This window comes from Bacillus sp. 2205SS5-2 (assembly GCF_037024155.1).
Lineage (GTDB): Bacteria > Bacillota > Bacilli > Bacillales > Bacillaceae_K > Bacillus_CI.
Genome location: NZ_JAYKTS010000001.1, coordinates 253,790 through 275,761, shown reverse-complemented (window position 1 = coordinate 275,761; position 21,972 = coordinate 253,790). Strand labels below are relative to the sequence as shown.

General features: G+C 37.2%; 23 protein-coding genes. 22 read left to right on the top strand and 1 reads right to left on the bottom strand.

The features are described 5' to 3' along the window. Positions 1 to 567 precede the first annotated feature (567 nt). From U8D43_RS01245 to U8D43_RS01180, 14 genes are all read left to right on the top strand, one after another. Entirely contained in the window at positions 568 to 1,377 is an 810-nt protein-coding gene (locus tag U8D43_RS01245; RefSeq protein WP_335869130.1) for a class I SAM-dependent methyltransferase, read from the top strand. A gap of 333 nt (positions 1,378 to 1,710) precedes the next feature. Beyond that, complete coding sequence (locus tag U8D43_RS01240; protein WP_335869129.1) at positions 1,711 to 2,292, top strand: YpjP family protein; 582 nt, start codon at positions 1,711 to 1,713, stop codon at positions 2,290 to 2,292. Between the two features lie 303 nt (positions 2,293 to 2,595). Then, positions 2,596 to 3,300 (top strand): anthrax toxin lethal factor-related metalloendopeptidase, encoded by a 705-nt coding sequence (locus U8D43_RS01235; protein WP_335869128.1) that lies wholly within the window; start codon positions 2,596 to 2,598, stop codon positions 3,298 to 3,300. Between the two features lie 12 nt (positions 3,301 to 3,312). After that, positions 3,313 to 4,107: a thymidylate synthase gene (locus U8D43_RS01230; RefSeq protein ID WP_335869127.1), complete on the top strand. Its 795-nt coding sequence runs from the start codon at positions 3,313 to 3,315 to the stop codon at positions 4,105 to 4,107. Next, positions 4,104 to 4,598 carry a dihydrofolate reductase gene (locus U8D43_RS01225; RefSeq protein WP_335869126.1) on the top strand — a complete coding sequence of 165 codons (495 nt, stop codon included), beginning with the start codon at positions 4,104 to 4,106 and terminating at the stop codon, positions 4,596 to 4,598. Before U8D43_RS01230 ends, U8D43_RS01225 begins: the two co-directional genes overlap by 4 nt. Positions 4,599 to 4,935: 337 nt before the next feature. Then, positions 4,936 to 5,652: a lysophospholipid acyltransferase family protein gene (locus U8D43_RS01220; protein WP_335869125.1), complete on the top strand. Its 717-nt coding sequence runs from the start codon at positions 4,936 to 4,938 to the stop codon at positions 5,650 to 5,652. A 79-nt stretch (positions 5,653 to 5,731) separates the two neighbouring features. After that, positions 5,732 to 6,037, top strand: coding sequence for a DUF3243 domain-containing protein (locus tag U8D43_RS01215; protein WP_335869124.1), 306 nt, complete (start codon positions 5,732 to 5,734; stop codon positions 6,035 to 6,037). Between the two features lie 843 nt (positions 6,038 to 6,880). Then, on the top strand, positions 6,881 to 7,081 hold the full coding sequence (locus U8D43_RS01210; protein WP_335869123.1) for a hypothetical protein: 201 nt from the start codon (positions 6,881 to 6,883) through the stop codon (positions 7,079 to 7,081). Positions 7,082 to 7,467: 386 nt separating this feature from the next. After that, complete coding sequence (gene paaK / locus U8D43_RS01205; RefSeq protein WP_335869122.1) at positions 7,468 to 8,793, top strand: phenylacetate--CoA ligase PaaK; 1,326 nt, start codon at positions 7,468 to 7,470, stop codon at positions 8,791 to 8,793. Positions 8,794 to 8,846: 53 nt separating this feature from the next. Further along, complete coding sequence (locus U8D43_RS01200; RefSeq protein WP_335869121.1) at positions 8,847 to 9,725, top strand: branched-chain amino acid ABC transporter permease; 879 nt, start codon at positions 8,847 to 8,849, stop codon at positions 9,723 to 9,725. Beyond that, positions 9,726 to 10,763 (top strand): branched-chain amino acid ABC transporter permease, encoded by a 1,038-nt coding sequence (locus U8D43_RS01195; protein ID WP_335869119.1) that lies wholly within the window; start codon positions 9,726 to 9,728, stop codon positions 10,761 to 10,763. After that, positions 10,756 to 11,538, top strand: coding sequence for an ABC transporter ATP-binding protein (locus U8D43_RS01190; protein ID WP_335869118.1), 783 nt, complete (start codon positions 10,756 to 10,758; stop codon positions 11,536 to 11,538). The genes U8D43_RS01195 and U8D43_RS01190 overlap by 8 nt, the downstream gene beginning before the upstream one ends. Beyond that, complete coding sequence (locus U8D43_RS01185) at positions 11,535 to 12,272, top strand: ABC transporter ATP-binding protein (protein ID WP_335869117.1); 738 nt, start codon at positions 11,535 to 11,537, stop codon at positions 12,270 to 12,272. The genes U8D43_RS01190 and U8D43_RS01185 overlap by 4 nt, the downstream gene beginning before the upstream one ends. A 60-nt stretch (positions 12,273 to 12,332) precedes the next feature. Beyond that, positions 12,333 to 13,499 (top strand): ABC transporter substrate-binding protein, encoded by a 1,167-nt coding sequence (locus U8D43_RS01180; RefSeq protein WP_335869116.1) that lies wholly within the window; start codon positions 12,333 to 12,335, stop codon positions 13,497 to 13,499. A gap of 1,230 nt (positions 13,500 to 14,729) precedes the next feature. Here the strand turns inward: U8D43_RS01180 and U8D43_RS01175 are convergent. Beyond that, the gene (locus U8D43_RS01175) at positions 14,730 to 15,722 is read right to left on the bottom strand and encodes a Gfo/Idh/MocA family protein (protein ID WP_335869115.1); all 993 of its coding nucleotides are present in this window, start codon (positions 15,720 to 15,722) and stop codon (positions 14,730 to 14,732) included. A gap of 479 nt (positions 15,723 to 16,201) precedes the next feature. Here U8D43_RS01175 and U8D43_RS01170 point away from each other — a divergent pair, with 479 nt between their 5' ends. From U8D43_RS01170 to U8D43_RS01135, 8 genes are all read left to right on the top strand, one after another. Beyond that, entirely contained in the window at positions 16,202 to 16,348 is a 147-nt protein-coding gene (locus U8D43_RS01170; protein WP_335869114.1) for a DUF3934 domain-containing protein, read from the top strand. Positions 16,349 to 16,499: 151 nt separating this feature from the next. Next, on the top strand, positions 16,500 to 16,646 hold the full coding sequence (locus U8D43_RS01165; RefSeq protein ID WP_335869113.1) for a hypothetical protein: 147 nt from the start codon (positions 16,500 to 16,502) through the stop codon (positions 16,644 to 16,646). A gap of 11 nt (positions 16,647 to 16,657) precedes the next feature. After that, positions 16,658 to 17,125 carry a cytochrome c oxidase subunit II gene (locus U8D43_RS01160; RefSeq protein ID WP_335869112.1) on the top strand — a complete coding sequence of 156 codons (468 nt, stop codon included), beginning with the start codon at positions 16,658 to 16,660 and terminating at the stop codon, positions 17,123 to 17,125. Between the two features lie 15 nt (positions 17,126 to 17,140). Further along, positions 17,141 to 18,820, top strand: coding sequence for a cbb3-type cytochrome c oxidase subunit I (locus U8D43_RS01155; protein WP_335869111.1), 1,680 nt, complete (start codon positions 17,141 to 17,143; stop codon positions 18,818 to 18,820). Positions 18,821 to 18,923: 103 nt separating this feature from the next. Continuing rightward, positions 18,924 to 19,562: an SCO family protein gene (locus tag U8D43_RS01150; protein WP_335869110.1), complete on the top strand. Its 639-nt coding sequence runs from the start codon at positions 18,924 to 18,926 to the stop codon at positions 19,560 to 19,562. After that, positions 19,559 to 20,116, top strand: a complete 558-nt coding sequence (locus U8D43_RS01145; RefSeq protein ID WP_335869109.1) for a hypothetical protein — start codon at positions 19,559 to 19,561, stop codon at positions 20,114 to 20,116. Before U8D43_RS01150 ends, U8D43_RS01145 begins: the two co-directional genes overlap by 4 nt. A 324-nt stretch (positions 20,117 to 20,440) precedes the next feature. Then, positions 20,441 to 20,791, top strand: a complete 351-nt coding sequence (locus U8D43_RS01140; RefSeq protein WP_335869108.1) for a MerR family transcriptional regulator — start codon at positions 20,441 to 20,443, stop codon at positions 20,789 to 20,791. Then, positions 20,784 to 21,248 (top strand): SRPBCC family protein, encoded by a 465-nt coding sequence (locus U8D43_RS01135; protein WP_335869107.1) that lies wholly within the window; start codon positions 20,784 to 20,786, stop codon positions 21,246 to 21,248. The genes U8D43_RS01140 and U8D43_RS01135 overlap by 8 nt, the downstream gene beginning before the upstream one ends. The last annotated feature ends 724 nt before the right edge of the window (positions 21,249 to 21,972 follow it).

Genomic DNA, 21,972 nt, shown 5'->3' with positions numbered 1-21,972 from the left:
TCGGTTTCGTAAACGGGGTTTTATCCACCAAAAAAGAGGCGACCTCAGACCTGCATTAACAGGATGAACGGTTTAATGCATCATTAAACCGCTAGACCCCATTTTCATTCATTGCGGTGTCTGACAGGACATGGGGTTTCGTATGCATTGTGGCTATTTCATCTGATTTTTGATTAAATCGCCCATTTCACTGTTGGTTTCCATTAAAAATAGACGAAATGATGCCCGAAACAAAGCTATATCATCATGTGTAGGCTAGTGCGAAAAGCAACAAACTTTGCTAAAACAGCCTTTCCTAACGAAAAAATATTGAATTAAAAATATAAGGTAAGAAATTACTCAAAAAAAAACAAATTTCCTGTTTTTTCTTTGTGCAAGAAGAAACATAGTTTACGATCTGAGCCTTGGTAAAAGAGGCGTCTTCGGGCGTCTTTTTTTAGGTTGATTTCGTACACCTTGTTGCAATTCAACTCAAATAATGATGGAATCATCCCAAATGTACTGATTCCTTTCAAAATAAATCATGTGGTGCTCAAACTAATCTTATTGATGGGTAGGAATACTGGTGTGAAAACAGCTAAGAACAAAGAAAAGGTGAAAAATATGATTATCACAACATCTGCTCGAGCAGATGAGAATACGATTCATTATGCGAAGAGCATTGCCCAAAAATTTGGTGTGGAGTTTGTATTACGTAAAAATAAATCGTTGGTCCAAATTCAGACAGGTTATCAATCACCAAGCCTTGTTGTGAACAAAAATCGCTTGGAATTGCACATGATCGAAGAGAAACAGCCTTTTTTCTTCCATCCAAATTCGGCTTCTTTTCGAGTAAAAAGATTACAAAGAAAGGAAGAAGATCCCTTACTTCAAGCAGCCAACATTCAAGCAGGGGATGTTATTCTTGATTGTACACTAGGGCTAGCTTCTGACAGCATAGTCTTTAGTTTTGCTACTGGAGAGAATGGTCATGTGACCGGGATTGAAGGCAATCCTACTATTGCCTTTATCGTGGAAGAAGGACTAAAGAAGTGGGACAGTCCTCTTGAAGAAATGAACAGAGCTATGAGGAATATATCCGTTAAAGTAGGGAATTATCTTGATCATCTGCAAAATTATCCTGATAAAAGTGTCGATATTGTCTATTTCGATCCGATGTTTGATGAAGGAATATTAACATCCGATGGAATACAATCTTTACGTCAATTTGCTCTACATGAAAAAGTCACACAACAAGCAATAACAGAAGCGAAAAGAGTGGCCCAAAAAAGAGTGGTTATGAAAAATTATTTTCGTTCAGAAAGCTTTGCAGAGTTTGATTTTCACGTGATCCAACGTAAAAACGCAAAGTTTCATTATGGTTATATCGAGCTATGATGTTCGATGGTAATAAATGATAAATAATTCAAACAGCGCTTCAGAATTGAAGCGCTGTTTGAATTAAAATAGAATGCTGAAAAATGTTATTTGCATCTATTTCCATTCACCTTGAGAAATTCTTATTAATCCGTTAAATTTAATGAAGTTAAATAAGCGAGTAAGAGTAAATATCCTATTCCGATAAACACATCAAAATCCACCAAGACCCCTCCTTAAAAAATAGTCTCCCTAAAATTACTTTACCCTAAATTTTAGTTTTTGAAACCTTTTTTGCCTACGATTCGTCAAACATAGTATAATAGAAAAGTAGATGTGAAAGGAGCTAGAATAATGTCTAATTGGATTAAAAAGTTTTTCTTCGTACTGATTTCAATCTTAACCTTTGGTGTAATTACACCTTCTCATACATATATTAATGAAAGCCATAAATATGACAATAGTGATGACAAACTTAAGTCTGCCTATGACTCGTCAGCAGAAGTGGAGAATGAAATTGTTACAAGAGAAGAAATTCTTTCTTCTCTCACAAAAGAAGGCGAAAAAACAGCGTATGACAAGTTTGGCAGCAAAATCGGTCCCAAAATCGACCGGGAATTTCAACAAGTGATTTTACCGAAAATTCAGCAGTCGATTTCAGACGTTTTAAATCAATATCCGGGTGAGGATTTATCTCAGCTAATGGTGTCTGAAGTGCCAGTGAAAGCGAAAAGCGAAAAACTATTTCATATTTACCATAGCCAGACAAGTGAAGATATTATTCGTTTCCATGTCCGAAAAGATCACCCGCCACTCGAGGGTTTCTACTTTAATTTTCACTATCATACGTATCATGATAGTTTTCAAGCTCACCACGAGTTAGGTGATATTTATTGGGAGAAAAATACACCTCCAAATTGGTCCACCCTATCATAGATTTAGAAAAGAGCCGTTGCCGGTTCTTTTTTTTGCTCTATTCATCCACATTGTAGCTATTTTATTAATGAACGAAGTATTATTTTCGTATTGATTTAGTTAAAAACCAAGCAAAATGCTGAAAATCAATCTTAAAATCGAAATATATTTCGTCTACGAAAAACAACCATTTAGAAAGAAAAAAATAGGAAATTAGTTTTTGTGTCTATCTCTAGGAATCTTGTACTTTTCTTATGATATAATGGCATCAACTAGGGATAAAATCAAAGGGTGAATTAGACTCTATGAGAAGTAGGTGACATCTTGAAAAAACTTCTGTACCTCATAGTCTTCCTATCTGTCGCTATGACTCTAAGTTGGTCCACTATCTTTCCAAAGCATCCGATTGGTGTACCTTTAGGAAGAACCCCTCTTGCTGCTCAAGTGTCAGCACAATCTACACCACTAGAGGAAATCGTACTCTTACCTATAGAGCCATTCGAAGAAGATGAAGTGTTGAAAATTGTTGGACGATTAAATACTCTGCCTATGAATCTCCTACAAAGGCTAAAGAATGAAGAGATTCAAATTCGTCTGTTTCAAGACAAATTAACTGATTTCCCATCAACTGCTCATCTTAAAGATGTGATTCCCAGAGGATATGAAAGCGACGATATTACTTGGGATGAGGTTCCTGGAATTGGTGGCTCGAAACTTGTTTTAGTTAAAATTGGACATAGTGATCCAGGTCAAGGACACGGTTCTTCTAATTTAGAACTTCACGAATTGGCTCATACCATTCAGCGCTATTTACTAAATGACTTTTATTTGGAAATCACGTTACTCGATCTTTGGGAAACCGAAAGCGAGCTTCTTTTTCCAGGTAAGTCATATTTTATATCCTATAAAGAAGAATTTTTTGCGGAGGCTTTTGCAATGTACTACTTGAATGAATCTACACGTAAAACGCTTTATAAACGAGCACCGCAAACATATGCTTTTTTTCTTCAGTTAGAAAAAATGTATTAAGGAGTGACTAAGGTGAAACAATATTTAGAACTATGTGAACATGTGTTAGCAACGGGAAAAGGGAAAGATGATCGAACCAATACAGGAACCATCAGTACTTTTGGATATCAAATGCGCTTTGATTTGCAGGAAGGATTTCCTTTAGTAACGACGAAAAAACTGCATGTGAAATCAATTATTCATGAATTGCTGTGGTTTCTAAAAGGAGATACGAATGTGAAATATCTTCAAGATCATGGTGTTCGGATTTGGAATGAATGGGCAGACGAGGATGGAAATCTAGGTCCTGTGTATGGTCATCAATGGCGCTCATGGACCACGGAATCTGGTGAAACGATTGATCAGATTATGAACCTGATTACGGAAATTAAACAAAATCCACATTCCAGACGACTAATGGTTTCAGCGTGGAACGTAGGAGACATCAAGGAAATGGCTTTACCACCTTGTCATTGTTTATTTCAGTTTTATGTGAATGATGGTAAGCTCTCTTGTCAGTTATATCAACGCTCTGCTGATGTTTTTCTTGGAGTGCCATTTAATATTGCATCCTATGCTTTATTGACCATGATGATCGCACAAGTGTGTGATTTAGAACCGGGTGAGTTTGTTCATACGTTTGGAGATGTTCATATTTATCAAAACCACCTCGATCAAGTCAAGCTACAGCTTTCTCGAGATGTTCTCCCGCTGCCAAAAATGCATATTAATCCAAATGTTAAAGACATTTTTTCATTTTCATTTGACGATTTTACACTATCAGAATACAATCCCCATCCTCTTATCAAAGGGAAGGTGAGTGTATGATTTCGTATATTTGGGCAATGGATGATCAAAAAGTCATTGGTTATCAAAATGCAATGCCTTGGCATTTACCAAATGATCTTGTCAACTTTAAGAAAATAACCTTGGATCATCCTATTGTTATGGGAAGGAAAACATTTGACTCCATAGGGAGACCCTTGCCAGGTAGAGAAAATATTGTATTGACAAGAAACGAGGCCTTTCAGCACGAAGATGTGACCGTTTTTCATTCTGTAGAAGCCATCCTTGACTACATCCGTTCAATCGATAAGGAAGTGTTTATCATGGGTGGAGCGGAATTATATACCTTATTTAGAGATCATGTAGAGAAGCTCTACGTGACTCATATCCATGAATCCTTTATAGGAGACACCTATTTTCCTGAATGGAACTGGTCGGACTGGAGATTATGTTCTTCTACAGATGGCCTTGTTAATGAGAAAAATAAACATCCCCATACGTTTTCAATTTATGATAAAAAGCAAGCAAAATAATAGATAAAAGAACAGGCTAGCAAAAGCTAGCCTGTTCTTTTATCCTATTCAATGGACTATAAAGACTGGCTGATTAGGCTCATTAATTTCATTTTAAGTCTTGTTTTTTCTGAAATATAGAGTCTGCACAAACTCTATAAGGCACATGAAACGGTTGCTTACGCCTTTTCGAAGCTCTTAATGATGATATATCCTAGGGGCAGTTTCCATTTGCGGTTCCTGTGTTTAATTATTATTGTAATAGAGTAATTAAGTAGAAGGAAAACATAGTTTTTGTTTAATGTTCTCGTTTCTTCCTATATAATATGGAAGGATACCATCTTAGGAGGAACTGGATATGGCACTTATTCGTATTATTTATCAATCAATCTATTTATGTATCACTTTACTGAAAAGCTTACCTGCATTAAAAAAAGCAAAGAACTCAACAAATATGTCGGACACTGAAAAAAGCGAATTCGCTCATTTTTACGCAAAAAAGTGGGCAAAAGGTTTCTTTGACACAACAGGTTCAACGGTAACTGTGAGTGGTATAGAACATTTACCTGAAGGACCTGTTCTTTTTGTAAGTAATCATGTAGGGAATTTTGATATCCCAACATTAATGGGGTATATTCCTAAATCATTTGGCTTTATTTCCAAAACAGAGATGAAAAAAGCACCGCTTGTCAGTGACTGGATGGATGTGTTGGATTGTGTTTTTATTGATCGCAATGATCGACGCCAATCAGTAAAAGCTTTGCGGGAAGGCGGTCAATTATTGAAAAATGGTCATTCAATCCTCATTTTTCCAGAAGGCACTCGCAGTAAGGGTGGTCCAATTGGTGAATTTAAAGCAGGTGGCACGAGATTAGCAAAAGACGGTGAAGTACCAATCGTGCCTATCGTGATAAAAGGAACTGCAGAAATATATGAAAATGGAGCTAAAGGTCTTAAGCCAGCAACAGTAACCATTGAGGTATTACCTGCCTTTTCGAAAGAACATGTTATTAAAACCGATGGTAAATTATTGTTAGAAGAAGTCCGCCAAGTGATGCTTGCAGCTTCTCATTGATAAGAATCTCCATAGCATGTTTATCTTTATTTGTATTGGGAATCTATAAGTATACAAATAATTTATGGGGTGAGAAAACATGGAACATAAAGTTGAAAAAAAAGTGGAAGACCGTTTACAAGACATGAGTTCAGATAAAAAAGAAGAAATTTTAACTAGTTTTGATGGGTTCAAAAGTTACTTAGGAAAGAAAGTTTCCACGGCTGAAAAACTAGGTCTAAACGAGGAACAATTAGCACGTGCAGCTCAAAAAGTGGGCGACTATTTAGCAAAGTATGAAGATCCTCAAAATCGTGAAGAAAAGCTTCTGCAAGAATTATGGAAAGTCGGTACAGACGATGAGAAACATATGCTTTCTCATATGCTCGTTCGTTTAGTATCATAATCAACTATTAGATGAAAAAACCTTCGTCCAAAATTTATAGGACGAAGGTTTTTTCATTTAGTAATGTTGTACTAAAAAGAGTCTTGTGGAGCTTCCTATATTCAAGTTATTTTTTTAGATAAGTGGCTTCGAATTATACAATTTTATGAGACTTTTTATTTTGGAGGTTGAAGCGGATTTTTGAAAAGTATTTTCGATCAAAAACTGCTTTATTGTCTCAGAAAACAAGAATAATATTTTGCTGAAAGAATGTGTGTGCTCTCCTTTAGATAGGCATCTAGTTTGCTTTGTTGTTTTATTTCACCTCCACTAAAGTTGAAGATTTCAGTTAACTACACCTGTAGCTCTGAAGATAAGCTTAAAAACCTCCGTTTAATAATAGTTGAGGAGGTAAGCACATATGTCTTTGGGTTTTGGTAGGTAGGTGAAAATTTACACTTACAAAACGAAAATGTTTTTGAGAAGTTGATTATTTTCGTATAGAACAACTAAATATTAATTTGATATATCTGATTTTTCTGTAAATAAATCTAGTTGAGACTCCGTGTTTGGCCGTATAAATAATGACGATGGCCTCTTCCATTTTCGCATGGATTTCGTTCGAAAATAAACGGAAGATGCCAGAAATCCAATCTGTTTCCGGGATATAGTACTACGAAAAGCAAAACTCTTTGCGAAACCAGCCTGAGAAAATCTATTTTCAAGCTAAATTTATTTCCTTTTTAGGTTTCGATAGCACCCATTAGGATGGAACTCTGTAAACTAAATGTGTTTTCTGGCAACACTTGTATTATAATAATGTAGAATGATAAAAATTTAGCTGTATTCAAAGGAGATATCACCATGTCCAATAGTGACCAAACAGAACAACCGATAGAAAAAAAGAAGGTTAGTTTGCAAGAAGCGATGAAACAACAACTTGCGAAAAAGAAAAAAGCACAAACAAATGGAAAACAAGCTAATAATAGCTTAGCTTCTAATCAACATATGCAAAGTCAGCAAACCAAAAAACCAAGTAATACTCGTCGTAAAATGGGTAGTTAATTAAATATTGGGTTTGAAAGAGCGCTTCGAAAAGAAGGGCTTTTTTTTTGCATTCTTGCAAAGAATATTGCTTTTCACAACTATATATATTCCGTTCAAAAAATGGGTTTAGGGCATCCAATCAATTTTAAAACAAATTCGCTGTCGGTACCGACTTTTCGAAAAGAGCGATTTGAAAAGGACCGCTTTTAAAATAGTCAGTTTCGCAATAAGTGTTGTATTTTGTTGAAGGATCATTATTTTATTCTGAAAATACAAAAAATTATAAAAACTTGTTGACATTATAGAATAAGTAAGTAAAATTATGGTTAATTTACAATGCGTTTTATTATATGTCGAGAAAAAAACGTTATATTATATATCTATAGAAACAAGGGGGATGAGAAATGATATTGCACAATATTGAAAACGCTTCCAAGGAAGAGTTAGAGGCTCTTCAATTAGGTAGGTTGCAAAAGACAGTGAAAAAAGTTTACGAGAAAGTTCCCTTTTATCAGAAGAAATTTGATCATTTGTCCCTCCAACCTGAAGATATTATCTCTATTCGAGATATTGTGAAACTTCCTTTTACTGTAAAAAGTGATCTAAGAGATCATTATCCATTTAACTTATTTGCGGTGAATCAACAGGAGGTAGTTCGAATTCATGCTTCATCAGGAACGAGTGGAAAACCGACGGTTGTTGGGTACACTCAAAATGATATTCAGCATTGGTCTGAAATTGTTGCACGAGCGATTTCGCTAGCAGGAGGAAATCCAGGTGAAGTGCTTCATAATGCTTATGGATATGGTCTTTTTACAGGTGGATTAGGTCTTCATTATGGCGGAGAAAAGCTTGGAATGGTAACAGTACCTGTTTCCGGTGGTAACACCGATCGGCAAATTATGATTATTGAGGATTTTAAACCGACTGTCATTTGTTGTACGCCTTCATACCTGTTAAACATCGCCGAGAGGATGGAAGAACTAGGGAAGAACCCTAAAGAAACTTCATTGAAATATGGAATCTTAGGTGCTGAACCTTGGTCTGAGGAAATGCGACGAGCGATTGAGAATAAGTTTGCTATAAAAGCTTGTGATATTTATGGATTAAGTGAGGTAATGGGACCTGGAGTTTCAATGGAATGTCATGAAGCCCAAGAAGGTTTACATATCGCAGAGGACCACTTTCTTGTGGAAGTGATTGACCCAAATACTTTAGAGCCAGTACCAGATGGAGAAGATGGCGAACTTGTCTTCACGAGTTTGACGAAAGAAGCGTTTCCGATTATTCGCTATCGTACAGGGGATATTGCTTCCCTTCATAGAGAGAAATGTCCATGTGGGCGAACGACTATACGAATGTCCCGTGTAAAAGGACGAATTGACGACATGCTGATTATTCGTGGCGTAAATGTATTCCCTACTGAAATAGAGCAATATCTATTAACCATTAAAGATATCGAACCTCATTATCAACTCCATTTATTTAAAAAAGGAAGCTTGCAGCAAGTGGAGTTACAGGTAGAAGTGACAGAAGAATTTCTCACAAAAGTCCATGGTGATATGAATGACCAACGAATCCAACAACTGAAAAAACAAATTCAACATGTCATCAAAAGTCAGTGCTTAATTGCTGTTTCAGTTAATATCTTTCAGCCTAAAACCATTCCTAGATCGGAAGGAAAGGCTGTTAGGATCGTGAGCCATATGGGAGACAAAATGGAAGTATAGGTTAAAGTGCTCGGTTTGGAACCAAAATATTTCTTCTTGATAAGGGTGGTAGGATGAATGATTCTATTCAATTTCTCATTTCTGGTTTAACGATCGGGAGTATTTACGCAATTGTGGCACTTGGCTTTGTCACGATATATAGCGTGACAAAGGTCATTAATTTAGCACAAGGTGAATTCGTCATGTTAGGTGGGATGACGATGTTTTCTTTACTTAATGCTGGGATTCCCTATTTATTTTCATTCCTCCTAACTATTCTCATTGTTGTGGTGATCGGTTGGTTACTGGAGTTACTCATCATTCGGAAAGCCAAAGGAGCAGATCCCTTAAGTTTAATCATACTAACCATTGGAACTGCCATTTTTATTCGAGGAATTGCGGGAATTGTGTGGGGGAAGAATTCGGTGAAAGTAGAGTCATTTACCTCAGATAAGCCCATTAATGTTATGGGCGCTTCAATCACACCACAAAGCATATGGGTGATGGTGTTTATGCTGTTGATAGTTGCCGGACTATATTTCTTAATAGAAAGAACAATGTTAGGTAAAGCCTTTCGCGCCTGTTCAACGAATGTAGTTGCTGCCAGGCTAATGGCCATTAGTCCGAAGAAAATGTCTTCCTTTTCTTTTGCACTGAGTGCCGGTCTCGGCGCACTAGCAGGTCTTGTGATTGCTCCCATAATGTTTCCTTCTTATGATATGGGGATGATGCTAGGAATTAAAGGATTCTCAGCAAGTATTTTAGGTGGACTTGGCAGCGCACCAGGAGCAGTAGTAGGTGGACTTTTACTAGGACTGATTGAATCACTAGGTGCAGGATATATAAGTTCAGGAATGAAAGATGCTATCGCTTTTGGTGTAGTGTTGATGATTCTGCTCATTCGCCCTTACGGATTACTTGGAGAAAGAAATATTCGGAAAGGGGGGCTCTAATTGAGGCAGCTAGGTGTTCGACGCTTCAGCTGGAAGGCGATGATCATGTTTTCCGTGTTTATTATCGTCCTCCCATTTCTACTTTCCTCATCCTTTTATCTGACGAAAGCAACATTTGCTGGGATTTACACAATTATCGCTGTTGGATTAGGTTTATTAATGGGATTTGCCGGACAAATTTCACTCGGTCAGGCTGCTTTTTATGGAATAGGGGCTTATTCTACGGCAGTACTTTCAACAACGTATGGGATGAGTCCTTGGTTGACCTTATTCATTTCACTAAGTGCTCCCGCGCTTATTGCGTATATCCTTGGTCATACAATGGCTAGGCTTCATGGTTATTATTTAGCTATGGCGACTCTCGCGTTTGGCATCATTATACACGTTCTATTAGTTGAATGGAAAACGGTCACAAAAGGAGCTTCTGGATTCTTTGGAATACCGAAAATCGAACTATTCGGTTTTACTTTCAGGCAAGGATTATCCTATTACTATTTAGTCTGGTTTTTTGCATTAGTCGTGATCTTTATTTCGCTCAACCTTATTCACTCGAGAATCGGACGAGCTCTTCGTTCTATCCACGATAGTGAGATCGCTGCAAGTTCATTAGGTGTTAATACTGGTCGATACAAGATGCAGGTGTTTATTATTAGTAGTATGTTTGCGGGGCTTGCAGGTTGGCTCTTCGCTCATATGTCTTACAGCATTTCACCTGGATCATTTGGGCTAAATGGCTCAATACTGGTTCTAACAATGGTTGTACTAGGTGGTGCAACAAGTGTCTGGGGTGGCGTCTGGGGTGCGCTACTCATAACAGTAATGAGTATGGTTGTTCATTCTTTGGGGGAACAAATTGCGTTTATAACTAGTGATTTTGAGCAAGTTCTTTATGGCTTCATTATGATGCTAGTCATTATATTTCTACCAAAAGGATTGGTTCCAACTTTCACTTCAAAAGTAAAGCGGATGTTAGAGCATCCTCGAAGTGGGAAAAAGGATCAAAACCTTTCGAAGAAAAAGGGGGAGCAAATTGTCTAACTTGCTGGAAGTGAAAAACGTAACTAAAAGATTTGGTGGGGTTTTTGCTAATAAGAACGTCTCATTCACGATCGAAGAAGGAAAAATTACTGGATTGATTGGTCCTAATGGAGCCGGAAAAAGCACCATGTTTAACATCGTGTCAGCAGTATTTCCACCAACTGACGGTGAAATTTGGTTTTGTAACCAAAGAATTGATTCCTCTCCTTCATTTAAAATTGCAGCTCTAGGTATTTCTAGAACCTTTCAAAACCTACAAGTTTTTAAAAATATGACTGTTCTTGAAAATGTAATGGTAGGAATTCATACGAGAACAACAGCCGGAATGTTTTCAGCTGCGTTTCGACTTCCAAAGGCTAGAAATGAAGAAAATTTTATAGAGGAGACAGCAATGGAAGTCTTAAAGTTCATTGGGATAGAGGAAATTTGCGCAGTGGAGGCTGGAAATCTATCACTAGGAAAATTGAGATTACTTGAATTAGCGAGGGCTCTAGCCACCGATCCAAAGCTATTATTATTAGATGAAATTGCCGCGGGACTCAATCACCAAGAAACACTTGAAATGAGTGGGCTGATTCAAAAAATAAGAGATCGTCATATTTCCATTTTTGTCGTCGAGCACGACATGGATTTAGTCATGAAAATCTGTGATAAAATTATCGTTTTAGATCAAGGGGAGAAAATTGCAGAAGGAACACCAAGAGAAGTCCAAACTAGCCCAAAAGTCATTGAAGCTTATCTTGGTGCTAGCGAAGAGGAGGAATTCGTCACATGAGGGAAAAAATCTTGGATGTGGTTGGGGTTTCTTATCACTACGGACCGATTCAAGCATTAACCGATATCGACCTCTATGTAGAGAAAGGGGAGATCGTCGCATTACTAGGTGCAAATGGGGCAGGGAAAACCACGATTCTTAACAATATCTCAGGTCTTCTGACACCTGCTAGCGGAAAGATAAATTTTAAAGGTGAAGATATTACGAGTTTAGAGGCAGAAAGGGTGGTTGAGAAACGATTAATATTGGTACCTGAACATCGACAAATTTTCAGCACATTAAGCGTTGTTGACAATTTGTCTTTAGGAGCATTTCACCATTATAAAAAAACTGGAAAAAGAGGAATGAATCAAGATATTGAAAAAGTCTTTGCATTGTTTCCTATATTAAAAGAACGAAAAGACCAACTAGGGGGGACTCTTTCAGGGGGGCAACAGCAAATGCTTGCCATTGCCCGAGCTATTATGGCTAAACCTGATTTATTACTCCTTGACGAGCCTTCACTTGGATTAGCACCACTTATCGTGAAAGAAGTCCTTCAATATGTAAAACAATTAAGAGATGAATTTGGAGTGACGGTACTGCTCATTGAACAAAATGTGAATGCTTCTTTGAAGGTTGCTGACCGAGGCTATGTGATGTCACATGGCAGAATTATCAAAGAGGGACAATCATCCGAATTACTTAACGATTCAGAAATTAAAGAAGCCTTCTTAGGACATTCGGTAGGTTAATTGAAATAGTGTGTTCAGGAAAAAACTATATTACATTAAAATCAAGGGGGGGGATTTTTTTTGAAAAAGAGCTTAGTCGTATTAATAGTTGCTTTTCTTTCAATGTGGATGGTCGCCTGTAGTTCGGAGTCAAGTGGAGATGGGGAAAAAGAAGTGTATAAAATCGGAGCAATTTACTCCAAAACCGGTCCAGCGAGTCCACTCGGTGAACCAGAATGGAATGCTACGAAATTACTTGAACAGCAAATTAATGATAATGGTGGCGTGAACGGTATACCAGTAGAAATTATTATGGCAGACGACGAGTCCACCCCAGAGAAAGCAATGGAAGAAATGAACCGGCTTGTCAATGACGAAAACGTTTTAGCAGTGCTTGGCTCCACCACAAGTGGTGCAAGTCTAGCAATGAAAGGGCTTGCGATGGATCTTGAGGTACCTATGATTTCTGCAGGGGCAGCAGTGGGTATTATTGCACCCGTAGAAGAATCTAATTGGGTGTTTAAAACACCACATTCCGATGCCCATGCTGCAGAGCGGGTGTATATGTATTTGAATATATCGGGTATAAAAGATGTGGCCATTTTAGCCGATTCTAATGCTTTTGGGGCAAGTGGTGTCGATCAATTAGAATCCCTAAAGTCTGAATACGACATAAACATAGTGGCCAATGAATCCTACAACACAGATGATACAGACATGAAAACTCAATTAACAAAAATTAATAGCTCTGGAGCGAGAGCATTAATCGTTTGGGGAACAAACCCTGGACCTGCAATCATCGCCAAAAATATGAAGGAATTGGGCATGGACATTCCGTTTATCGGAAGTCATGGTATTGCAAATCAATCTTTTATCGACTTAGCAGGTGACGCGGCTCAAGGGGTGGTCATCCCAACGGGTAAACTATTGTTCCCATCCCAAATACAAGAAAGTGATCCCCAGTATGAGGTGATCTCGAGTTTCTACCAAAGCTACATGGACGAGCATGACAACGAACCGACTAACTTTGGCTCGTATGGATATGATAACGTCCAGTTGATTGTAGAAGCATTGAAATCAGGTGCAGAGGATCACGAGTCCATTCGTGACTATTTAGAAAATCAGGTAAAAGATTTTGTTGGAGCTACAGGTATTTTTACGTTTAGCTCGGACGATCATAATGGACTAAAAGCCGATAGTATGGTGTTGGCTGAAGTAAAGGGTGGACAGTGGACGTTGAAGGAATAGAGCGGAAATTCAGGGTGGCTGAATTAGTAGAAACCGTCTAGTTTCAGCAGAGGAAAAGTAATTTATCCCTGCAATTAGAGATGTATTTCATATAGAGACTCGCCTGGCAGTATTAAAATAAAAAATGAGTATCCCTTTTGCTCAGAATTTTGTAAGGATGTCCAGATTGTTGACGAAAGCAATGCTAGTCTAGTACTTGAAGAAGTTTACTATGAACAAGTTTATTTAATCGCTTTAATAAAAGTTTCTCATTTTATTGAACTTGTAGTGAATCCGTTAGCACAGCTAAAAAACACTTATCAAGTCACACTTGGAATCGAAATGGAAATCCGATAGCTGCACCATCATTCACAGAAATGGTACATGATTCCAATTGGATTAACTTTGTTCAAAAAAGAAGACAAATTCAATTATTTCTATGATTTACTTCAGGAAGCGATTCGTTATTTTGATAGATACTGCTGACAATGTTACCAAGACTCAAGTAAGATAGGTTTGAGTTACTTGTGAGAAAGGAAAGTATGATCCTTCTGAATATGAATTGAAAGAAGTAAAACTTTGATTGTACATCCCCCCCCTTTAAGAGACCGATGGATAGTCTATTTCTTTCAACCTATGGGCTTAATGCGAATGAAAATCTACGAGAAATAGGACCTTATATAAGCCTTTACTAATTTGTATACTTAAAAAATTGGAGCGGAAGGCACTCGACTCCTCGAAAATGACGTGTCATTTCCTTCGTGCGATGTGAATTCTAGATGCTCTTTCAATGTCCTGCGGGATTAGCGGGACAGGTGAGACCCAGGTGCCGTACCCACTGGAACGGAACCTTCCATGGAGGCTCACCGCCCGCCCCGCGGAAAGCGAGTGCCTGGAGCGGAAATCTATAACCTAGTTTGAAATTGAAAGTTCAACGATATTGCAAGTCAGTAAGAGAATCTTATATCAACTGAAACAGTGAGTCTTTCTGAGCTAACGGCATACTCATTAAATAAAATATGGACCGGCCGATACTTGAATAAGTCCTCACCAGTTTAAGATTAAAAAGAAATTCGGAATATAAGATAGTTAGATTAGTTTGATCAAACAAATTTAGAAACTGTCATAGCGGTTTTACATGAGATTCTGTATATGCTCTTACCTCCTCGTAAATGAACAATAGGATTGGTCAGAAAGAGAAAGGGGACTCCATTAATATTGGAGTTCCCTTTTTTCTATCAACATTTTATACTATTCCAAAGCCAAGAGAATTTCATCACATAATGCCATCGTTTTCACATTGTCATGACCGTTTGAAAGTGGGGTATCGCCCTCTCTACAACAATGAAGAAAATGTTCGATTTCCCCGACAAATCCCCGTAAATAAAGGTCTCTCATGGTGCCAGACATGGGTGAAGCAGATGGGGTATAAATCGTGTCCATTTCGTTAAGTGCTTTCCAAGGCAGTTCCTCAAAAGATTGAGAACGATGGACTTTTAGGGAGTTCACTTCATCAGCAAAGGCGAATCCATTGTCGAAGGTTACTAACAGATTTTCACTCTCTCTTGACCATGCTGTCATTCCTGTAAAGTACAGACTTCCCACTACACCGTTATGGAACTTTAATGAAATACTCTGAGAAATATGGGAGCCAGAATTATTTTTAAAGCCTGTGACCTTGGCAACATCTCCAAACAAATAACGAACAAGATCGACCATATGAATGGCGGCAAATTTCAAAAACTGTTCATCATCTGTACAAAACGGAGTGCTATCTACAGCGAACCTTACTTCAAATGAACGTGGTTCCCCTAATTCACAGCTTTCGATAATGGTTTTTAACTTTGTGTATATTGGTGAATAACGTTTCATAAATCCGACCATTAACACTACATCTGCTTCTTCAGCAGCTCTTGCTAATTGAAGAGCTTCTTCTTCTGTCATGCCGAGAGGTTTTTCGACATAAACATTTTTTCCTGCTTTAATGCAATCCATAACAAGTGAAGGATGATCAGATGGTTGGGCAACAACAATGACCCCATCACATGGTTCATTTTCTAACATTTTTATGTAATTATCATAAGGTGTACCTTTACTCCCATAGCGTAACAATGCTTCCTTAGATCGATCAAGATTTCGAGTAGCAATGGCCAGAATATTTGCTCCTGCCTCAACAACGGAAGGGTAAATATTTGTGGTAGCGTGAAAACCTGCTCCGATAAAGCAAATTGATGATTGTGTCATAAAATTCTCCTTCATTCTCCATTATTAATAGCTTTAGTGTAACCTTTATTGCTAGTTAATTTACTATTCGATGGAATTCTTCATTTTTCGGAGATTACATTTGAAAATACGAAAAGAAACCCCGAAACCTATTATATAGTATAAATGGTCTATTCTATAGCGATTGCAAGATTCTTTGCAAAAGGTTTTTTTATATGGTTCTTTTTGCATACTTTGTTGCTGTAGCATACAAAAAAGGATGAAAACACTAATTTCATTCCTCATTCCGTATTAAAAATGATGCGAAAAGATGCCCAAAGTCAATCTTCATCACGAATTGAGAGCTAATTCGAAAAGCAACAAACTTTGCGAGAACAGCCTTTTTATAAGAGAGCTTTGGAATAGTTCGAAATCCTCCCCTATTTTCATGTTTGAAAAAATGGTATGATTAGAGGACGCTATTTCAGTGCGTATTTTATTTCTATTAACGGAGTGAACGAATGAGTAAACCTAAAAAGAAAAGTGGCATCGGAAGCGGAACAGGAAAGAAAGGCTGGAATCGCTGGCAAGCCGGAGCAAATAAAAAGAAGAGTAACAAGCCTTATAAAAGTGTCGGTGTGAAGAACGCTGAAGGCAAAAAGAAATAAAATTGTGTAAAAGTCTGCCCCCAGAATATACTGGGGGGCAGACTTTTTTTCTTTTAACGAAAAAATACTATGTTTCCGTGATGTAGCTCACTACAATGATAATCATTCGCAATTATGATTAGGATAACAACTCACACGAGGAGGAGTTTCAATGGAACAAAAAAAGATTAGCAGTCAAGGGAAGGTTGCCGAGAAGACCCAGTCAAAAATAGGCACCTGGTTGTCTTTAGGAATAGTAGGTATCGTTATTCTTGTTACTTATTTTGTGCTTTTCGGAATATTTATGGACCGAATTTAGGAGGGGAAAGAATGAATATGCATATGGATGAAAAAATTTGGCTAACTATTAGTTTCGGCATGATTATGATTTTTATGGTTATAACCGGGTATCAAGCAGTAGCGTTAGAAATGGGACCACCTAGTCATAAGGAAACTATTGATCCGCAAAAAGTAGATGAAACAGCCCCATTCGATCAACCAGGAGTGAAGAAAATTGGCGAAAATGAATATGAAGTGGTGATGACTATGCAAATATTTAGTTTTACACCGATGGATATTGAAGTACCCGCAGGGGCAACGGTACATTTCACCTTAACCTCTAAAGATGTTGTCCATGGATTTCAAGTAGCAGGTACGAACATTAATGCGATGATTATGCCAGGGCATATTCAAACGATTACCCAAACATTTGATGAGCCTGGTGACTATTTAGTGTTATGTAATGAGTATTGTGGTGTTGGACATCAAGCGATGAGTACCACCATATCGGTAAAATAAAGGGGGGAAGACAAAATGGAAACAGTACGAACGACAGAAGTAGATCAGAAAACAAATAGAGTTTTAGGGATAAATACAGGAGATGCAATCTTAACAAAATCATATGTGTCAGTTGCTTTTATAGCCTTATTATTAGGTGGACTTTTAGGACTATTACAGGGATTAAACCGGGCAGGTCTATTAACTTTACCAACTTGGCTGAATTATTATCAAATCTTAACAGCTCATGGAGTACTGTTAGTGGTAGTCTTATCTGCCTTCTTTACAATCGGCTATTTCTATGCCGGACTTTCACATACTTTAGGAGGTCTTCTACCTAAAGTAAGAAAGATGGCGTGGATCGGATTTTGGCTGAAAATTTTAGGGTTTGTCATTGCTGTCATTCCGATTTTACTAAATAAAGCTTCAGTGATGTATACATTTTATCCACCAATGGCAGCCTCTCCCTATTTCTATATCGGATTAGTTTTTATCGTCCTAGGAATTTGGATGACTGCATTCGGAGCATTTATCAATGTGGCACATTGGAGAAAGAACCACAAAGGTGAGCATTTACCGATTCTTGCTTTTTTTGCCACAGGAGTCTTTGTACTATTATTTTTTGGTAGTCTTCCTGTAACGGTTGAGGTTTTGACTATCATTCCTTGGGCATTTGGATGGGTAGAGACGATTAATGTAATGGTTTCACGAACCTTATTTTGGGCATTCGGGCATACGTTGGTGAATATTTGGTATTTAACAGCTGTTTCAGCTTGGTATGTCATCGTTCCGAAAATTATTGGTGGCAGACGTTTTAGTGATACCTTAACGCGTGTCGTCATTATCGGATTAGTCGTCATGAATATTACTGGTGGGTTTCACCATCAGATCATTGACCCTGGTATTTCGCTAACGGTGAAATTCATGCATGTGTTTATGAGTTTAGCCATTGGATTTCCTTCATTAATGACGGCTTATGCAATGTTCCGTGTATTTGAACGTACTGCAAGAAAGCAAGGAGGAAAAGGGGTTATCGGCTGGTTTAAAAAAATGCCATGGGGAGATGTTCGCTTCCTCGCTCCATTTATAGCGATGGTTTCCTTCATACCTGGAGGAGCAGGTGGTATCGTTCAAAGCACAAACCAATTAAATCAAGTGGTTCATAACACGATGTGGATTGTAGGTCATTTTCATTTAACTTTAGGAACCACGGCAATTTTAACCTTCTTTGGTATTTGTTATTGGTTAGTACCCTATATTTCAGGAAGAGTCTTAACCCCAGCAATCAATAAATTGGGGGTAATTCAAGCTCTTATTTGGGCAGTTGGGATGATCTTTATGTCTGGAGCTATGCACTATATAGGCTTACTAGGCTCACCGAGAAGAACGTCATTTACCACCTACGGGGACCATGCAGTAGCATTAAGCTGGAATCCATATTTACTCCTATTAGCGGTCGGAGGAACACTGTTAATGATTGGCGTACTCATTCAGGTTTATGCGGTCTTTCACCTTATGTTTTTTGCACCAAAAGGACAGACGGAATTTCCAATTGCAGAAGAAGAAGAGAATGCAAGTAAAACTCCTTATTGGACAGAGCGCTGGGGAGTGTGGATTGTGGTGATGTTACTCCTCGTTTCCATGGCCTACGTTTTACCTGTAGTAGACATGATTATAAATGCTCCTCCGGGTTCACCACCTTTTAAAACGTGGTGATTGAATGGACATAAAAGTGATAACTGGCGGTATAGTTGTCTCTTTTGGTTAGCGAAATGGAATCGATGGAAAGAGATAATATTTGATTTGGGACGTGAGTACGATGATCAAAAATCATTACAACATATTTGCCTGTTGTCTAGTATTATTATTTGGAATTGCGCTGTTTTATATCGGAACAGATGGATTTCAAGCCTATACGGCAGAATCAGCTAGAGTGAATCGTCTAATAGATGTTCAACCTACATTTCCTGATGTCCAATTAGAAGATAGCAATCAACGAAAATATTCAATCTCGGAGTTTGAAGGGAAGTACGTTTTTATTACTTTTCTATATACAGCCTGTACATCGGTATGTCCACAACTAGAATACAATATGTCTCAAGTATATGATTTACTTCCTAGTAAATATATTGGCGAGGATATCATTTTTCTAAGTATTAGTTTTGATCCAACGAATGATGATCCAGCGACTCTGAATAAATACAAAGATTATTTTAAAAGTGACGGAGAAACTTGGAGAATGGCGAGAATTCCAGATCAAGGACAATTAGATCAGTTATTAGAAAGATTCGGAGTGATTGTTATCCCTGATGATAATGGAAATTTCGCACATAATTCAGCCTTTTATCTAGTGAATAGAGAAGGTCATTTAATCAATGTGCTGGATTATCTGAAGGTGGAGGAAGCGGCGAATACAATTGTGAACATTCTTGATAAAGAAGAGGGAGAATTGCCATGAATCAGTCATTATTTGGGTTGTTACTATTCATTGGATTAATCCTTCCTCCAGTCACTTTTTTAATGGAATCGATAATGATTATCCACATGCATATGCAGATGCCAATGCTCATTATCTCAGGGTTTCTGATGGGTTGTTTTTTTCAAAAGAAATTTCCCCGCTTCTTTGAAAAGTGGAATGAAAATGGTATTCCGGGACTATTACTATTTTGTATTATCATGCTTTATTGGATGATACCAAGAACAATGGATGAAGCGTTGGTCGTTCAAAGTGTTGAATTCTTTAAGTTCATCAGCTTACCCTTTTTAGCGGGTGTACCGTTGCGTGATAGTTGGATGAAACTAAGTTCACTCCAAAGAAATGTGACGATAGCAAGTTTTACACTGTTTTTTATTGGAATGGGCTTTCTTTATATTAAGTCTCCCGTACAGTTATGTAACAACTATTTAGTGATTGATCAAATCATATTAGGGTGGGGATTTTTAACAATGGCGATTCCGATGATTGTTTATCTCGGTTATGTCTTTTTAATCGACTCTTCTCAATATGAATAATGTTCCTAAACGAATCAATTAATGGATGAAAACCCATATAAAAATAGAAAAACAAGTATAGTAAAAATACTTGTTTTTTTATTATTCAATGGAATATGTTTACTGACAAGTAAAGCCATACTGGAATGAAAAACTTTTGATAGTAATTTGAACTTGGATTATAGTAGAGATGATTAGATGACCTCTGACACAAGCTAAAGGTCATTGAGCAGAGAAAATAAGTAAAAGTTATTCATAGAAAATCGATTTTTGAAAGAATCTAGTGAAAGTTATTGACCTTGTGGTGCACAACATGGTTTATGATTTTAATAAGAGGTGGCAGTCATGTATAAGGTAAGTGAATTTTCGAATATGACCGGACTAAGTAAAGAAACGTTGAGGTATTATGCTGACATTAAGTTGCTAGAGCCAGTCTATACTGACCCGCAAAATAAATATCGATATTACGATAACGGCTCTTATTTAGTAGCTAGATTATTGATATACTTGCGAAGGTTTAATTTTTCAATTCAAGAAATGTTAACGGTTGTTAGTGACGAATCCTTTAATAATCTGGAACAGCTGATTCAGGAAAAGAAAAAGAGTTTGGAGTCTGAAATTATTCGAATACAAACGATTATCGAAGAAATGGATGATTTCTTTGAGATGGGAATAGGAGAGAAAAATAATGATTAAATGGCACGAAGAGCGAATAATACCGGTAAACATCGAAGTTATCTGGCATTTGTTTGAAATTGAAAACATTCAACGCATCATGCCTAATGTAATTGAAAATAAGGTGATAGAGAAAAAAGAAGGGGTAGTCGGCACCAAATACCAGCAAAAATATAAAGAAGGAAAGAGAATTGAAACGTATATTGTTGAAGATTTAGCTTACGAAAATACTCCAGAGAAAAAGTATAATAAAATCGGTTTTACTCTAGCAAAGGCGTTTGAAATCGAAGCAGATTTTACCTTATTAAAAATTGATGATGAGAATACAAAATTTATTTACAAAGGTCAAAACGAAGGTTTGAATTTTTTAGGGAAAGTGTTGTTAAAACTTGGCGGCGAGAAAAATAATAAAAAAGTTGTGATCGATTTTATGGATCTCGTTGAAGAAGAGTCCTTGAAAGAAAAAATAAAACAATAATTGAAATTTTTGTCCTCACTGCCTATTGTAGATGAGGACGTTTTATATTTAATGGACTTTTCGTATACATTATTGTTATGTAGTCAAATTTTAGAAGGAACCTTCATTTTGCTGGTGATTCACATCAAAAACAAATGTGGAATTGCCCCAAAACAAAACTATATTATCGTTTATAGACTTGATTTTCACGTAAAGGATAGGGGTTTTTTCAGCGTATATATCGTTCGAATGATAGGTTTAAGAGCTTCTTCTCTAGTTTTTTCGTGCGAATAACTGCCAAAACAGAAGATTCTAGTGAATAGTAAATTAAATAGACCAGTGAATATGAATTGAGCAATAGCAAAGTAGAATCTTGTACCATATGTGAGGTGGAAAAATCACTAAAGAACCAAAAATTACTATTCATATAGGTATGGATAGAGAGGTTTTTCCAAGAAAGTGAAAGAAATAACAATTCTAACAGTTGATTAGATGTAATTAGTAGGAGGTGAGGTGGTCAGAACATTTAACATTTAGGAGTTTTAGCCGATATAAACTTTGGATCTTTAATCATGGTGGTTGAATCATCTAAAAAAAGACGTTTTTCTTATCGTATGATTCTATTTAAAGTTCACAAAACGGAAGAAATATAGTGATATAATAAATTCCGATTGTTTTTGTGGTTAGGATCCTAAATTATCCTTTATGATTTAGGACGATTCTTAACATTTTAAAATGGTTTGAT

Bases quoted from the DNA above. Each gene is read 5' to 3' on its own strand.
- U8D43_RS01240 (WP_335869129.1), top strand. From the start codon at position 1,711: ATGTCTAATTGGATTAAAAAGTTTTTCTTCGTACTGATTTCAATCTTA.
- U8D43_RS01225 (WP_335869126.1), top strand. From the start codon at position 4,104: ATGATTTCGTATATTTGGGCAATGGATGATCAAAAAGTCATTGGTTAT.
- U8D43_RS01220 (WP_335869125.1), top strand. From the start codon at position 4,936: ATGGCACTTATTCGTATTATTTATCAATCAATCTATTTATGTATCACT.
- U8D43_RS01215 (WP_335869124.1), top strand. From the start codon at position 5,732: ATGGAACATAAAGTTGAAAAAAAAGTGGAAGACCGTTTACAAGACATG.
- U8D43_RS01210 (WP_335869123.1), top strand. From the start codon at position 6,881: ATGTCCAATAGTGACCAAACAGAACAACCGATAGAAAAAAAGAAGGTT.
- paaK (WP_335869122.1), top strand. From the start codon at position 7,468: ATGATATTGCACAATATTGAAAACGCTTCCAAGGAAGAGTTAGAGGCT.
- U8D43_RS01200 (WP_335869121.1), top strand. From the start codon at position 8,847: ATGAATGATTCTATTCAATTTCTCATTTCTGGTTTAACGATCGGGAGT.
- U8D43_RS01185 (WP_335869117.1), top strand. From the start codon at position 11,535: ATGAGGGAAAAAATCTTGGATGTGGTTGGGGTTTCTTATCACTACGGA.
- U8D43_RS01175 (WP_335869115.1), bottom strand. From the start codon at position 15,722: ATGACACAATCATCAATTTGCTTTATCGGAGCAGGTTTTCACGCTACC.
- U8D43_RS01170 (WP_335869114.1), top strand. From the start codon at position 16,202: ATGAGTAAACCTAAAAAGAAAAGTGGCATCGGAAGCGGAACAGGAAAG.
- U8D43_RS01165 (WP_335869113.1), top strand. From the start codon at position 16,500: ATGGAACAAAAAAAGATTAGCAGTCAAGGGAAGGTTGCCGAGAAGACC.
- U8D43_RS01160 (WP_335869112.1), top strand. From the start codon at position 16,658: ATGAATATGCATATGGATGAAAAAATTTGGCTAACTATTAGTTTCGGC.
- U8D43_RS01155 (WP_335869111.1), top strand. From the start codon at position 17,141: ATGGAAACAGTACGAACGACAGAAGTAGATCAGAAAACAAATAGAGTT.
- U8D43_RS01150 (WP_335869110.1), top strand. From the start codon at position 18,924: ATGATCAAAAATCATTACAACATATTTGCCTGTTGTCTAGTATTATTA.
- U8D43_RS01145 (WP_335869109.1), top strand. From the start codon at position 19,559: ATGAATCAGTCATTATTTGGGTTGTTACTATTCATTGGATTAATCCTT.
- U8D43_RS01140 (WP_335869108.1), top strand. From the start codon at position 20,441: ATGTATAAGGTAAGTGAATTTTCGAATATGACCGGACTAAGTAAAGAA.
- U8D43_RS01135 (WP_335869107.1), top strand. From the start codon at position 20,784: ATGATTAAATGGCACGAAGAGCGAATAATACCGGTAAACATCGAAGTT.